General features: G+C 67.5%; 14 protein-coding genes. 8 read left to right on the forward strand and 6 right to left on the reverse strand.

Annotated features, from left to right (window positions below):
• Positions 1–90: 90 nt before the first annotated feature.
• The 4 genes from ACWPOB_RS16575 to ACWPOB_RS16590 all read left to right on the forward strand — a co-directional run bounded on the left by ACWPOB_RS16575 (position 91) and on the right by ACWPOB_RS16590 (position 5,515).
• Positions 91–846: an SDR family NAD(P)-dependent oxidoreductase gene (locus ACWPOB_RS16575; RefSeq protein WP_455401495.1), complete on the forward strand. Its 756-nt coding sequence runs from the start codon at positions 91–93 to the stop codon at positions 844–846.
• Between the two features lie 301 nt (positions 847–1,147).
• On the forward strand, positions 1,148–3,766 hold the full coding sequence (rph, locus tag ACWPOB_RS16580) for a rifamycin-inactivating phosphotransferase (protein ID WP_455401496.1): 2,619 nt from the start codon (positions 1,148–1,150) through the stop codon (positions 3,764–3,766).
• A gap of 327 nt (positions 3,767–4,093) precedes the next feature.
• Positions 4,094–4,330, forward strand: coding sequence for a hypothetical protein (locus ACWPOB_RS16585; RefSeq protein WP_100054742.1), 237 nt, complete (start codon positions 4,094–4,096; stop codon positions 4,328–4,330).
• A 51-nt stretch (positions 4,331–4,381) separates the two neighbouring features.
• Positions 4,382–5,515 carry a Rieske 2Fe-2S domain-containing protein gene (locus ACWPOB_RS16590; protein ID WP_455401497.1) on the forward strand — a complete coding sequence of 378 codons (1,134 nt, stop codon included), beginning with the start codon at positions 4,382–4,384 and terminating at the stop codon, positions 5,513–5,515.
• Positions 5,516–5,573: 58 nt separating this feature from the next.
• On the opposite strand, the gene ACWPOB_RS16595 is transcribed toward ACWPOB_RS16590, so the two are convergent.
• The 3 genes from ACWPOB_RS16595 to ACWPOB_RS16605 form a co-directional block, all read right to left on the reverse strand.
• Positions 5,574–6,161 (reverse strand): TetR/AcrR family transcriptional regulator, encoded by a 588-nt coding sequence (locus ACWPOB_RS16595; RefSeq protein ID WP_100054740.1) that lies wholly within the window; start codon positions 6,159–6,161, stop codon positions 5,574–5,576.
• A 74-nt stretch (positions 6,162–6,235) separates the two neighbouring features.
• Positions 6,236–7,006, reverse strand: coding sequence for an IclR family transcriptional regulator (locus ACWPOB_RS16600; protein ID WP_100054739.1), 771 nt, complete (start codon positions 7,004–7,006; stop codon positions 6,236–6,238).
• Positions 7,007–7,253: 247 nt separating this feature from the next.
• Complete coding sequence (locus ACWPOB_RS16605) at positions 7,254–8,690, reverse strand: DUF2254 domain-containing protein (RefSeq protein WP_455401498.1); 1,437 nt, start codon at positions 8,688–8,690, stop codon at positions 7,254–7,256.
• A 156-nt stretch (positions 8,691–8,846) separates the two neighbouring features.
• Here ACWPOB_RS16605 and ACWPOB_RS16610 point away from each other — a divergent pair, with 156 nt between their 5' ends.
• A complete protein-coding gene (locus ACWPOB_RS16610; protein ID WP_100054737.1) occupies positions 8,847–9,353 on the forward strand; it encodes a hypothetical protein in 507 nt (168 codons plus the stop codon).
• 257 nt (positions 9,354–9,610) lie between these two features.
• Here the strand turns inward: ACWPOB_RS16610 and ACWPOB_RS16615 are convergent, their stop codons facing one another.
• Complete coding sequence (locus ACWPOB_RS16615) at positions 9,611–10,249, reverse strand: isochorismatase family protein (protein WP_455401499.1); 639 nt, start codon at positions 10,247–10,249, stop codon at positions 9,611–9,613.
• 144 nt (positions 10,250–10,393) lie between these two features.
• On the opposite strand from ACWPOB_RS16615, the gene ACWPOB_RS16620 reads away from it, so the two are divergent.
• Positions 10,394–11,368 (forward strand): GlxA family transcriptional regulator, encoded by a 975-nt coding sequence (locus ACWPOB_RS16620; protein ID WP_455401500.1) that lies wholly within the window; start codon positions 10,394–10,396, stop codon positions 11,366–11,368.
• On the opposite strand, the gene ACWPOB_RS16625 is transcribed toward ACWPOB_RS16620, so the two are convergent.
• Together ACWPOB_RS16625 and ACWPOB_RS16630 are read right to left on the reverse strand one after the other, a co-directional pair.
• Complete coding sequence (locus ACWPOB_RS16625; protein ID WP_455401501.1) at positions 11,303–11,758, reverse strand: hypothetical protein; 456 nt, start codon at positions 11,756–11,758, stop codon at positions 11,303–11,305. The two genes, ACWPOB_RS16620 and ACWPOB_RS16625, sit on opposite strands and share 66 nt — an antisense overlap.
• Positions 11,755–12,105, reverse strand: coding sequence for a hypothetical protein (locus tag ACWPOB_RS16630; protein WP_100054734.1), 351 nt, complete (start codon positions 12,103–12,105; stop codon positions 11,755–11,757). Before ACWPOB_RS16630 ends, ACWPOB_RS16625 begins: the two co-directional genes overlap by 4 nt.
• Positions 12,106–12,328: 223 nt before the next feature.
• Here ACWPOB_RS16630 and ACWPOB_RS16635 point away from each other — a divergent pair, with 223 nt between their 5' ends.
• Complete coding sequence (locus tag ACWPOB_RS16635; RefSeq protein WP_455401502.1) at positions 12,329–12,838, forward strand: hypothetical protein; 510 nt, start codon at positions 12,329–12,331, stop codon at positions 12,836–12,838.
• 128 nt (positions 12,839–12,966) lie between these two features.
• Positions 12,967–13,476: an RES family NAD+ phosphorylase gene (locus ACWPOB_RS16640; protein WP_455401503.1), complete on the forward strand. Its 510-nt coding sequence runs from the start codon at positions 12,967–12,969 to the stop codon at positions 13,474–13,476.
• Positions 13,477–13,618 lie beyond the last annotated feature (142 nt).

Here is a 13,618-nt window from a genome sequence, read left to right on the forward strand (position 1 = left end):
CGCAACCGGCATCATCGGTCGCGATTGATTGATCGATTACTCAATGAGCGCGCGCAGCGGTGTGTGCGGTCCCGAGCGAGGAAGACGGACGTGAACTCTGTGAACGGTGAGACGGCGCTGGTGACGGGAGCGGGTCAGGGGGTGGGACGCGGCATCGCCCTGGCGTTGGCTGCGGCCGGAGCCCGGGTGGCCGTGGTGGGGCGGACGGCCGACAAGATCGAGAAGGTGGTGGCGGAGATCGAGGAGCGCGGCGGCCGCGCTGCCGCCTTCGTGTGCGACGTCACCGATGCGGGCGGGATCGATCTCCTGGTCGAGCGGGTGATCGCGCGATTCGGCGGTCTGTCGATCCTGGTGAACAACGCCCAGTCGACGGTCCACGGACGATTGCTCGACCTCGACGAACAGGTCTATCAGCGGGGGATGGATTCCGGGCCGACCGCGACGTTGCGGCTGATGAGGGCATGCCACCCGCATCTGACGGGCGGCGGCGCGATCATCAATCTCGGGTCCGCGGCGGGGGTGCGCTGGGACCCGTCGGGATACGGCGGCTACGCGGCCGCCAAGGAGGCGATCCGCGTCCTCACCCGCACGGCGGCGTGTGAGTGGTCTGCCGACGGGATTCGAGTCAATGCCATTCTCCCGTTGGCCAATTCGTCCGCCCTCGAGGTGTGGGCGCAGGAGAGTCCGGACGAAGCGCGGGCGTATCTCGACACCGTGCCGCTCGGGCGGCTGGGCGACCCCGAAACCGACATCGGGCCGGCGGTGGTCTTCCTGTGCAGTGCGGCGGCACGGTACATCACCGGTCACTCGCTCCCCGTCGACGGCGGTCAAGCGCTGATGCGCTGATACGTGCGACGGATATCCCTACTCGTACCTTTTCGCGGAAGAGGGAAACGTGCAGATTCCCGATGTGCTCGCACCGGACCGGCTCGGTCCCGTGGCCGTGCGCAATCGAATCATCAAGGCGGAGAAGGCCGAAGGCATGTTCCGTGCTGATCAACCATGCCGGGACTTATCGGCCCGCCACGGCGGTGTGTTGTCCCTGCCCCCTTCTACGTTATACACGATTCGAGGCTCTCATGAGGCCCGGAATTGTGGCCGATAATCGCCTGCGGAACGCCGGAACCTACAGGTGAGGGGCAGGGGAATGGGATATGTACTGGATTTCCGGGAGATCGATCGGACGCAGGTTGCGGTAGCCGGCGGCAAGGGCGCGAACCTGGGAGAGCTGTCGCGAATCGAAGGCACACGGGTGCCGGCGGGGTTCTGCGTGACGACTGACGCCTTCCGGCGGGTCGTGGCAGAAGTGCCGTCCCTCGACGATCGGCTCGATCGATTGTCGCGCCTCGAGGCGGCGGATCGAGATTCGATCCGCGTGCTCAGTGCGCAGATCCGCCGTGCGGTCGAAGAGTGCGTCATCCCTGACGATGTGGTGTCGGAGATCGTCCGCTCTCTCGCCCGGCTCGGTGCACAAGCCGCTTATGCGGTCCGATCCAGCGCGACGACCGAGGATCTGCCGACCGCATCCTTCGCCGGTCAGCAGGACACGTACCTGAACGTGTCGGGCCCAGCGGCGATTCTCCGGCACGTGAGCCGGTGCTGGGCTTCGTTGTTCACCGAGCGAGCCGTCACCTACCGTCTGCGCAATGGTTTCGACCAGCGGAAGGTTCACATGGCGGTGGTTGTCCAGCGGATGGTGTTCCCCTGGGCGGCCGGGATTCTGGTCACGGCCGATCCCATCACCTCCAATCGGAAGGTCGCGTCGGTGGAGGCAGGCTTCGGACTCGGCGAGTCCCTCGTTTCCGGCCTGGTGAACCCGGACGTCTACAAAGTGCGCGACGGCAAAGTCACGGATAGGACCGTCGCCACCAAACAATGCGCCGTCCAAGCAGCGCCGGCCGGGGGCACGCACATGCAGGGAATCGAGCAGGAGCAGCAGAACCGGTCGGTGCTGACAGATGAGCAAGTTGTGCAACTCGAGCGGCTGGGCAGGAGGATCGAAGCGCACTTCGGCAGTCCTCAGGACATCGAATGGTGCCTGGTCGACGACGGTTTCCGAATCGTGCAAAGTCGCCCGATCACCACGCTGTTCCCGGTCCCCGTGGTCAACGACGGGGAGAACCGTGTGTACGTCTCTGTCGGCCACCAGCAGATGATGACCGATCCAATGAAGCCCCTGGGGATCTCGCTGTGGCAACTGACGAGTCCGGCACCCACGAGGGAGGCGGGAGGTCGGCTGTTCGTCGATGTCACCCAGGCTCTGGCTTCGCCGGTGAAGAGAACAGGACTACTGGCCGCTCTCGGCAAGTCCGATCCGCTTCTCGGGGATGCGTTGGAGACCATCGTCGAACGTGTCGACTTCATCAGGTGGTGTCCGGACGAGGGGGCCGGCGCTGTACCGGCTGGCGATGCCCCTGCCCTGATCGAGGCCGACGAGGGCATCGTCGCCGAGTTGATGGCGCAGAGCCAGGCCTCTGTCGCGGTGTTGAAGCGCGACATCCGGGCCAAGTCCGGAGCGGCGCTGCTCGACTTCATCTCGGCCGACATCAAGGAGCTGAGGCGGATCCTCTTCGACCCGCGGAGTCACCAGGTGATCACGGCGGCGATGGAAGCAGCCTGGTGGCTCAACGATCGGCTTCAGGCCTGGCTGGGCGAGAAGAACGCAGCCGACACGCTCACGCAATCGGTCCCGCGCAACGTCACGTCGGAGATGGGCCTGGCGCTTGTGGGCGTGGCCGACGCGATCCGGCCGCACGCGGACGTGGTGGCCTTTCTGCAGCACGTCGAGGACGCGGGTTTCGAGGAGGGGAGCTTCCTGGACGAGCTGGCGAAACGCGCTGGCGGCCCGCAGGCACGCGCAGCGATCGAGGCATACCTCGACAAGCACGGCATGCGCTGCGTCGGCGAGATCGACATCACGAGGCCGCGCTGGAGCGAACGCCCCACCACCTTGGTGCCGATGCTCATGAGCAACATCAGGAACTTCGGGCCGGGCGCTGGAAAGCGACGCTTCGAGCACGGGCGGCGAGAGGCTCGGAAGAAGGAACACCAGTTGCTGGAGCGTCTGCGCGCCTTGCCGGAGGGAGAGCGAAAAGCTTATGAGGCCAAGCGGATGATCGACCGTGTCCGCACCTTCTCCGGGTATCGGGAGTATCCGAAATACGGCATGGTCAGCCGCTACTTTGTATACAAGCAAGCCTTGTTGGGCGATGCCGAGCGGCTCGTGCAGGCGCGCGTGCTTCGCCGGAAGGAAGACATCTTCTACTTGAGGTTCGACGAGCTGCGCGAGGTCGTGCTCACGCACCGATCGTGTGACCAGCTCATCCGTGAGAGGAAGGCCGCATTCCGCTCGTACCAGGCGCTCACGCCGCCCCGGGTGTTCACATCGGACGGCGAGGTCGTCGCCGGAAGATATCGGCGCGAAGACGTCCCGCCTGGAGCGCTGGCCGGTACGCCGGTGTCCGCCGGGAGTATCGAGGGGCGAGCCCGTGTCGTGTCGGATATGGCGCAGGCCGATCTCGAGGCGGGCGACATCCTGGTCACCGCCTACACCGATCCGAGCTGGACTACCGTGTTCGTCGCGATCAAGGGCCTGGTGACGGAGGTGGGCGGACTGATGACCCATGGGGCGGTGATCGCGCGGGAGTACGGCTTGCCGGCCGTCGTGGGTGTGGAAGGTGCCACCCGGTTGATTCGCGACGGGCAGCAGATCCGCGTGAACGGAACCGACGGGTACGTCGAGATCCTGCCCCAGCGGGACGTCTGAGGGGCAGGAACTGCGGAGCCTGTTCCAGGAGATACAGGTCCCGATACGGGTACACCTTCGGTGCGAGCTTGCCGAACAGTCGGACGCCGAGCGTGACCGGTTGGGGCATCACCTTCGCGAAATCGCAGACCGGTGAGCGGTGGTGCGTGCCCCGCTCGTTCTGCTCGGCGGAGTCACCGACCTCGCCGGCATGCACACCGGCACGCGATGCGTCCTGACCCCGGTCCCGAATCCCGCCTCGGAAAAGGTGTCCCGTTGAGCTGACACCCCGCAGCCACAGCGCGGGGAAATTCCTACGCTCGAGGTACCCGAGGAAGGAAGTGATCGATGCAGTCGCTCGACTGTCATGCGTGTGGCAACACCGTGTTCGTGGCGAAGTACAGCCCCGTGCACACGAGCATTCAGTGGACAGGGCCGGCCCGCGACACCTGCCGCGAGTTCGCCGCGGCGGCCCGTGCGGGGGAGACCACGACCTACCTGCCCCGCTGCGGAGCGCTGCACGAGTCGGTCGATCGAGCCGTGCGTGACGGCCGGCTCGTGCCCTCGCAGCGGGTCGAACCGTAGTCGGTCCGGCGTCCGTCGCCGCACCCGGAAGCACATCACCTGGAGGACTTCATGACTGTTGAACCCGAGACCATCGAGGTTCGGAGCATCGAGACGGGCAGCAACCCGACGCGGTACGCCCGCGGCTGGCACTGCCTCGGACTGGCGAAGACGTTCCACGACGGAAAGCCGCATCAGATCAAGGTATTCGGGACCGACCTGGTGGTCTTCGAGGATTCGAAGGGCGCCCTGCACGTCCTCGACGCCTTCTGCCGGCACATGGGCGGCAATCTGGCCCGGGGCGAGATCAAGGGCGACACGATCGCGTGTCCGTTCCACGACTGGCGGTGGGGCGGCGACGGCCGGTGCGCGGAGGTGCCGTATGCCCGCCGCACCCCGAAGATCGCCAGGACGAAGTCCTGGATCAACATGGAACGCAACGGCTTGCTCTTCGTGTGGAACGACCCGCAGGGCAACCCGCCCCCGGCGGACGTGACCATCCCCGAGATCCCGGACTACGGGACGGACGCGTGGAGCGAGTGGACGTGGAACACCTTCCACGTGACGGGGTCGAACTGCCGGGAGATCGTCGACAACGTCGTCGACATGGCGCACTTCTTCTACGTGCACTTCCAGATGCCGCAGTATTTCAAGAACGTCTTCGAGGGTCACATCGCCGCGCAGCACATGCGTTCGACCGGCCGTGACGACATCAAGACGGGTGTGCAGCTGGATCTGCCGGATTCGCAGACGATCTCCGACGCGATGTACTACGGACCGTCCTTCATGCTCGACACCGTCTACACGGTCGCCGGAGACGTGACGGTCGAAACCAAGCTCGTCAACTGCCACTACCCGGTCACGCAGGACTCGTTCGTGCTGCAGTTCGGGACCATCGTCAAGAAGGTGGACGGGGTCGGGGACGAGGAGGCCGCCGCGATGGCGACGATGTTCACCGAGGGCGTGGAGACGCAGTTCAAGCAGGACGTCGAGATCTGGAAGCACAAGACCCGCATCGAGAATCCGTTGCTCATCGAGGAGGACGGGCCGGTGTACCAGCTGCGCCGGTGGTACAGCCAGTTCTTCGTCGACGTCGAGGACGTCACTCCGGAGATGGTGCAGCGCTTCGAATTCGAGGTGGATACCAGTCGGGCACTGGAGAACTGGCAGAAGGAAGTGGACGAGACCATGGCACTGCGCGGCTGACCCGCGAGCGCCGGCCTGCGCCGAGCCATACCGGCCCGGCGCGGGCCGGCGGCGGTCGTCAGCCGGTGCGCGGCCGGAAGCCGTCGACGAAGATCCGGGTGATCTCGTGCGCGAGGTCGGAATTGGAGCGCTGCGCGCTCGGTCGGTGCCAGCGCGGTGCCTGCCAGACGGCATCGCGCATCAGCTGGTAGAACACGTCCGGATCGATGTCGTCCCGGAAGGTTCCCTCGGCGACACCCTCGGCGATGGCCTCCCGCCACGCCTTCTCCACCTCGTCGGCAATCTCGGCCAGGTCCGCCTCGACGAGGCGGTCCCGCATGTACTCGCCCTCGCGCTGCCAGATCGTCGTGGCGCCCCGGTAGTCCTCCGAGGTGGTCAGGGCGAGCAGGGCGAGCGCTTCGATCCGCTCCACCGGGGACTGGGTCCGGGACGTGATCTCGCGGCACCGTCCGCTCAGGTCCTCGATGTATTCGCGGATCAGTTCGGTGACGATCGCTTCCTTGGACGGAAAGTAGTGGTAGAGCGCCCCGGAGTAGACTCCGACCTCGTCGGCGATCTCCCGGATGGTGGTTGCCGCGATTCCCTTGGTGGCGAACAGTTGTGCGGATCTGTCGAGGATCTGGCGGCGGCGCTCGTGCGGATCCATGGCACTCCTCGGGACTCGGTCGTCGACGGCCGGTCCATTGTGGCACATTAATTGATCAAACGATCAATGGAGCCTCAGACGGCGTGCTGTGAGTCCGCCGACCGGAGCCGGGTGAGGCGACGCCACGTCGTGAGGGCGGCCATGCGCACCGGACCCGCCAGGGCGGCGGGGCGGATCGACGAGGTGGGGCCGCTGACGGAGATCGCGCCGACACACTTGCCGGCGTGACCGATCGGCGCCGCGACGCAGGAGACTCCGACGGCAGCCTCGTCGCGGTCGTGCGCGACGTGCTGTTCCCGTGTACGGGCGAGCTCGCTGCGCAGCCGGTTCGGGTCGGTGACGCTGTGGCGGGTCCGGGCCGTCGGCGGGCGCTCGGCGAAGAGCGCGTCGAGGTCGGTTCTTCCTTGTGCCAGAAGCGCCTTGCCCAACGCGGTGCAGTGCGCCGGCTGGCGTCCGCCCACGCGCGACGGGATGCGCATCGAATAGGGGCCGCCCACCTTCTCCAGATACAGCACCTCGGCGCCGGTGAGGACCGCCAGGTGGACGACGAGACCGGTGTTGCCGTGCAGTTCGTGCATGACGGGCAGGGCGGCCCGGTGCAGGGTGTCGTTGTGCTGGACGAGGGAGCCGAGCTCGAGCATCTTCGTGCCCAGCGCGTACGCGGGAGCGTCCCGTCGCACCCAGCCGATCTCGACGAGCTGGGTCAGCAGGCGATGCGTGGACGAGCGGGGCATGCCCGTCCGGCGGGTGAGCTCGGCCAATGTGAGTCGCTCGCTGTCGCGGAATGCCTCCAGCAGCCGGGCGGCGCGATCGATCACCGCCACCGGCACATCGCTGTGCGTCATGCTCTGCCTCCCACCGCCGAAGCGCGGTTACCTCTACTGATCAAGCGATCAATCAATGACTGTGGTGACTGTAACAGTTCGCCCGAGGGGCGGGAAGTGGAATCGAGGGCCGAAATGCGGTCGATGCGGGCGGATCACCTGAGGGCGGCGGCCTCCTGTGAGGTGGCCGGCGGCTTCGCAGCGCCGCGATGACACCGACGGGCCGGCCCCGCGGCGACCAGCGACGCCGCGGAGGCGACGGCACACGTCAGGTAGGACGGCGCCCTGCCCAGCGCCGTTCGAGGGCCTCGCCCACCTGCCGGGCGAGGTGGTCGAGGTGCCGGCGGGTCACGGTGTCGTGGTCGGTGACGTGCTCCTGGAGGCGACGGAGCTGGTCGGTGATCGCCGTGCGCTGCTCGCCGGTGGCGGCTTTCCATGCCAGCTCCCGCAGCATCGACAGCAGCGCGTCCAGCACCATCGGATCGTCGGCGCCGTAGAGCCGCGGCTGGGTGCACACCAGATCCAGCAGCTCGGCGAAGGTCGGCCGCGCCAGCACCACCCGTACCCGATCGTGCTCGTCGCACTGGGTGTACGGGCCGAGCCGACGGTCGAGAAGGTCGGCCAGGACCGCGGTGCACGAGATCAGTCCGTGCACGGCGGTGGTGGGATCGTTGATCCCGGGCGAGAGGGCCCGCACCACCACATCGGTCAACTGCCGCAGTCCGTAGCCGATGTCCTGGACGGCGGTGCGTTCGCTGCCGGTGCGCAGCGCCGCGCGGACCCGTTCGCCCAGCCGGTGCGCCGCGTCCTCGGTCAACGGCTCCTGCGGGCGGACGGACCAGGAGAACGCGACCGGTGTGCCCGCCAGCACCGGGCTGCCCACCGGGCGGTCCACCCACACCACCGCCTCGGCCTGCTCCGCCGCGGTGAGCAGGGCGTGTTCGTCGATCTCGACGAGGAATCCGGACGAGGCCGCCTCGACGAGGTGCCGATGCGGCGGTGGCACGGGCACCGGCACGGCAGGGGTGTCCCGGCGTGCGGGAGGCAGGAGACGGGTGGCGGTGGCGCAGGTGTCGGCGCGCACGTGCTCGAGCACGGCCTCGACGCGGATCTGCCGGACCAGATGTCCGAGGAACAGCACCAGCGCGACGACGCTGGCCACCGCGAGCAGGTATGCCGTCGTCACCGCCATCTGGGGGACGAACGCGGTGCCGTCGGCGGCGTCGGTGTCGCTGCGGACGGTGCGCAACACGGTCAGCGCGTAGATGAACGTCGCCAGGAACAGCGCCAGGGTGCGTTGGACGATACGGTCGGCGGCGAAGGTGCGCAGTAACCGCGGGGAGTACTGGCTGCTGGCCAGTTGCAGGGTCACCAGTGTCAGCGAGAACGTCAGCGCCGTGACGGTGATCAACGAGCCGGCGATCACGCTCAGTACCTCGCGGGCGGCCTCGGCACCGCCCCCGAACAGATATCCCGCCACCGTCGGTGGCAGCCGGGCATCGAGGGCGGCGTCGAGTTCGGGCACGCCGATGCCGGCCAGCACGGCCAGCAGCACCGCGGCCGCCGGGACGGGCCACAGCCGGGAGCGCACCGCTTCGACGAGCACCTGCCGACGCTTCAGTACGGAGGAGATCGGTCCCCGTCGCCTCCGGGCCCCGGGGCCGCCGTCGGTCTCGAACTTCACGGACACCGCCCGGAACCACATTCCTCGCGCATACCCCCGCCCGCGGCCGGGTAATCGCGCACTCGTCGCTGCGCCTGCCGGAGTGCGGCGGATCGGCTGGAACGGCCTCGGTGGCCGGGCCGAGGTGGATACGATGCCGACACCTGTGCAGGACTGGTGCGACGAACGGAATCGGTCATGACAAAGCTGGTGAAGTCGCTGTCCGAGGACGAATTCGTGTTGGTACGGCAGACGAAGAAGACGGAGATGGCCGATCTCGACGAGGACGGCCTGATCGACCTGCACACCCGTATCCGCCGATCCCGCAACAAGTACGTCAAGCTCTACCGCCGGCAGGGTGCCGAGAAGGTCGGCGCGAAAAAGTCTCGGGCGGCCGGTAAGTCGGCGAACGAGCGGAACGCCGGCAAGGCGGAGGTGTTCGAGGATGCGCTGGCCCGGGTCAGCCGCCAGCTGGGGGCGGTGGCCCGCCGCTCGGCCGAGGAGCTGAAGCAGGAACGGCTCGCTCGTGCCCGCTCGGATGCCGCCGCGCCCGCCGAGGATGTCGGTGCCGAGGGCAAGGTGCGGTCGAAGGGCAAGACCCGCGTCGACGCCACCCGTAACTCGGCCGGCCGCAAGAAGTACGAGGCGTCGACCATCGCCGCCGGGGCGCGCCGGCAAGCCAAGAAGGACAGCAAGGACCGCTGAACGTCCGGGATCCGCCGCGACGACGTCGGTGGCGCAAGCCCGGGGTGCCGGTGCATGTGAAGCACACCGGCACCCCGGGCCGGTCAGCCGAGCCGGTCAGTGAGTTGCCATCGCGACGCGCCGGCGTTCGTCGGCCGGCACACCCCCGCGGGGCGGAAGATCGATCCGGACGTGATGCAGCGTCCCGGTGAACGCGAAACCGACCGAACCCGGCCGTCTCCTCCGCGACCGGGCTGCCCCGGGACGTGGGGCGGTCGTCAGGCGAGCGCGGATGCCGAGCGTCCCTCGAGGGCGGATTCGACCAGGTTGCTCTTGGGTAGCGTCGAGCCGGACTGCACGGCCTCGATCCACTGGGTGGTCGTGGTGACCCCGGCGAAATTGGACTGCAGCAGCACCATCAGGGTGGTGTGCAGGGATTGCGCGGAGACCTGCCCGGCGGCGTTGGCGAGATGGATCGTACCGGTGGCGTCGGAGAGGATCTCCGTGGCGAATCCGAGCGCCTCGGCCTCCGCGGCGGTGGCGAGATCGCAGTTGTTGGTCATGTATCCGACGATCGTGATGGTGTCCACCTCGCGGGCGCGCAACCAGCCGGCCAGATCGGTGCCGGCGAACACGCTCGCGTACTGCTTGTGCACGCGTTTGCACGTCGGGTCGATGCGCCGCTCGAGATCCGGGTGCAGCGACCATCCTCGCGAACCTTCGACGAAGACGGGGGCTCCGTCGGGCATACGGTGCTGAACGACGACGACCGGGACGTCGTGGGCGGCGGCAGCGTCGAGGGCGGCCTCGATGTTGGCGAGCGACTGCTCGCGCGGCGGGTACTGGATCTCGAGCGGTCCGTCGAAGTACTCCTGCTGGACGTCGACAACGACGAGAGCACGGCGGGGTGCGGTCACGGGTTTCCTCCCTGGGAAATCGATCGGGGGTGTCGCGCCCACGGGGTGAGCGCCTCACCGCCCGATTGTTCGGCAGGTCTACCCTGGCCGGAAGTGGCACGAATGCACACTTTCGATGAGATCGGGCCAACCCGGGAGAACAGGATGCGAATCGCTGTCTACGCCTTCGACGGGATCACCATGTTCCATCTCGCGGCACCGTTGCTGGTGTTCGCCGAAGTGCGCCGTCTCGGTCCGGCCCCCGACTGGCAGACCCGGCTGTGGTCGGACCGGGCCGGCTCGGTCTGTACCGCCGAGGGATACCCGATCGGTGAGGTGACCGGACCCGAGACGGTCGACTGGGCCGACATCGTCATCGTCCCGTCGTGGCCGATGCCCCCGAGGCCGATCGGTGCAGAATTGAAAAGACAGCTGCGCCAGGCACATGCGCGGGGTGCGGTGATCGCCGGGTTGTGCCTGGGGGCGTTCGCCGTCGCCGACGCCGGGCTGCTCGACGGTCGTGCGGCGGTCACCCACTGGGAGGCGATGCCGCTGCTCGCCGAACGCTGTCCCGGCACCGAGGTGGACTCCTCGGTGCTCTACATCGACCACGACGACGTCCTCACGTCCGCAGGTACGGCCTCGGCGATCGATGCCTGTCTGCACCTGGTCCGCAAACACCTCGGGTCGGCGATCGCCACCCGGGTGGCCCGATACCTGGTCGTGGCCCCGCACCGAGAAGGCGGACAGGCACAGTACATCGAACGTCCCCTCGCGCGGCCCGCCACCGACACCGCGATCGCCGAGGTGCTCGAATGGGCGCTGACCCGGCTCGACGAACCGCTCACGGTCGATCGACTCGCGGATCGGGCCCGGATGAGCCGGCGCAGCTTCGTCAGGCACTTCCGGCAGGCCACCGGCACCACGCCGGCACGCTGGGTTCTCACGCGCCGACTGCAGGAGGCACGCGCTCTGCTCGAAACCACGGATTGGGGCATCGACGCCGTCGCGTCCGCGTGCGGCTTCGGCAGCAGCGTCACCTTCCGGCAGAACTTCACCTCCGCCTTCGCGACTTCACCCACCGTCTATCGGCGGCAGTTCGCATCCCGGCCGCAACTGCCGGTCCCCGGGAAGACGTGACGGTGACACGAGGTGCAATTCACCGGCGTCCGGATCGAAGTCGCCGGACTCGTCCTCGCTGGTCGGGTCCAGCACGAGGAATTCGCTCGTGGTCCAGGCGTTTACCCGCTCGTCGAGGCAATAGTTCCCGACGACGTCGAGGTCGAGCAGGCCGCGCGGAAGGCGGAGCATGATCCGCCGTGTTCCCCAGCTGGTCAGGTGCAGGTGCGCGTCGTAGCAGCGCTCCATCATCCGGTTCGGATCGCCCCGGAAGCTGCCCCAGTGGAACTCGTTGACGAAGCTGGTGGCCGTGATCCTCGCGCGGGTGGACAGGGAACGCACTTCGGCCTGTTGACGCTCGTCCCATGGCCGGTCGACGGTGAGGAACTCGTAGTGCTGGTACTCACTCATCGCCCCTCCCGCCGATCGACGCGGCCGTAGGGCTCCGCCCGGAAACCCGAGTCGTCTCCCCGATGGATGAACAGGTGTCCCTCGAGTGTGGCGTCCTGCGCCAGGGCGGCCCAGCCGCGGCCGCTGACCTGGTCGCCTTCGTCGTCGCCGTCCCAGCTGAACTCCACGGCGGTGCGGCCGTCGCGTTCGATGGTCCGGCAGTCCATCCAGCCGCGGACGGCGATGAAGCCGAACTGGCCGGTCCCGTCGCCGGCGAACTCGATGAAACCGGGTTCGACCAGGTCGATCGCGTCGCGGTCCCACAGGCCCATCTCCACGATCCGCCACCGACCGGTCAGGCGCCTCACTGGTCCTCCATGCTTGTCGCGAGTGCGGTGTCAGGGTAGCGACCGCGGGGGACCGATGCCGCGCGTCGCCGGCGCGGCGGCCTGCCTGAGATTCCCCTGAACCAGTGGACACGGAGGCCGGGGGCTCGGTGAGGGCTTGATCACGGCGCGGCCTCGCCGAACGTGCAGCCCACGTCCTCTTGACCTACTTGACTTGACCTACTTGACCAAGGACGATCGAGGTATGAGCACTCCACTGAAGAAGGTTGTCGACGACCAGCTGGACGCCAGCGGGATGGCCGCGGAGCAGCTCAGCGACGACGACGCGCGGTACGTGGCCGACGGCGTGAGACGTATGCTGTCGAGCCTCAAAGCGCGCCGAGCGTGGGAAAAGCACATCGGCCCGACCCTGACCCACAAGCAGACCCTCGAAGTGACCGGCTGGTCGAAGCAGGCGCTCAGCCAGGGGGTCAGGGACAATCGCGTGTTGCGCCTGACCGCCGAGGACGGCACTGCCGGCTACTGGTCGGAGGGCTTCACCGAGACTGCCCTCGGCTACCGACCGATCGCGGGGATCAAGAACGTCCTGGGCACCTGGGCCCATGCCGACGTCGAACCGTGGACGATTGCGTCGTGGATGTCGAGCGCGCAACCCGAACTCGACGGCCGGACACCGCGGCAGGCCCTGCTCGACGGTGACACTGCTGATGTCGAGAAGCTCGCCCGCCAGGCGTCGGAACGGCTCGCTTCGTGAATGTTTTCCGCGCACAACAACTCCTGAAACCGCCACCGTCCCCGGACACACTCCGGGGACGGTTCCCTGAGACCGGGCTGGCTGCCCGTACGACGATCTACCGCAGTCATGCCGCCGGCCTGGGGGCGTTGTGGTTCAGCAGCAATGGGGGCGGCCGTTTCGATCTCACCGGGTCCGAGGGAACCTGCTACACCGCGGAAACCGAGCTCATCACCTTGCTCGAGGCGTGGAGCGGCATCTACGTCATCCCACGTCCGGAACTCGCCAAGCGGGACATTTCAACGGTGATTGTTCGTAGGGATCTGCGTCTCGCCGATGCGACCTCCAACCGGGCGATCCAGTTCGGATTGACCTCCGAGATGTTCACCACCACCGACTATCCGCTGACCCAGCAGTGGGCAAAGGCGTTGCACGAAGCGGGGTTCGACGGAATTCGGTATTGGGCACGGCACGATCTCGAGCACGTCGATGCGTGCATCGCGGTATTCGCGGCCAGCGGCGATCAGACCGGCACAGACGAGGAGCCCAGCGATTTCGCGGTGCTCGGTACCGAGCACCTGCTCGACCGCCCGGACCTGTGGGAGGCGCTGGAGGAAGAGGCGGGGATCGTGGTCCTCGACATCCCCAGGAGCTTCTGACCCTCCTCGCGTATGTCGGACGTGGGTCCTACGGTTGATGACTATGACATCGCGTCTCGCGGTAGCTGGTTGCGTTCCCGAGTCGATCATTGACGAAGTGCAGCGGTGGTACTCAGCGCCCGGTGTGGGTCGCTGGATCGAC

The sequence above is a fragment of the Rhodococcus sp. 2H158 genome, assembly GCF_053764755.1.

Bases quoted from the DNA above. Each gene is read 5' to 3' on its own strand.
- ACWPOB_RS16625 (WP_455401501.1), bottom strand. From the start codon at position 11,758: ATGAGTGAGTACCAGCACTACGAGTTCCTCACCGTCGACCGGCCATGG.
- ACWPOB_RS16600 (WP_100054739.1), bottom strand. From the start codon at position 7,006: ATGACGCACAGCGATGTGCCGGTGGCGGTGATCGATCGCGCCGCCCGG.
- ACWPOB_RS16635 (WP_455401502.1), top strand. From the start codon at position 12,329: ATGAGCACTCCACTGAAGAAGGTTGTCGACGACCAGCTGGACGCCAGC.
- ACWPOB_RS16610 (WP_100054737.1), top strand. From the start codon at position 8,847: ATGACAAAGCTGGTGAAGTCGCTGTCCGAGGACGAATTCGTGTTGGTA.
- ACWPOB_RS16605 (WP_455401498.1), bottom strand. From the start codon at position 8,690: ATGTGGTTCCGGGCGGTGTCCGTGAAGTTCGAGACCGACGGCGGCCCC.
- ACWPOB_RS16585 (WP_100054742.1), top strand. From the start codon at position 4,094: ATGCAGTCGCTCGACTGTCATGCGTGTGGCAACACCGTGTTCGTGGCG.
- rph (WP_455401496.1), top strand. From the start codon at position 1,148: ATGGGATATGTACTGGATTTCCGGGAGATCGATCGGACGCAGGTTGCG.
- ACWPOB_RS16590 (WP_455401497.1), top strand. From the start codon at position 4,382: ATGACTGTTGAACCCGAGACCATCGAGGTTCGGAGCATCGAGACGGGC.
- ACWPOB_RS16620 (WP_455401500.1), top strand. From the start codon at position 10,394: ATGCGAATCGCTGTCTACGCCTTCGACGGGATCACCATGTTCCATCTC.
- ACWPOB_RS16595 (WP_100054740.1), bottom strand. From the start codon at position 6,161: ATGGATCCGCACGAGCGCCGCCGCCAGATCCTCGACAGATCCGCACAA.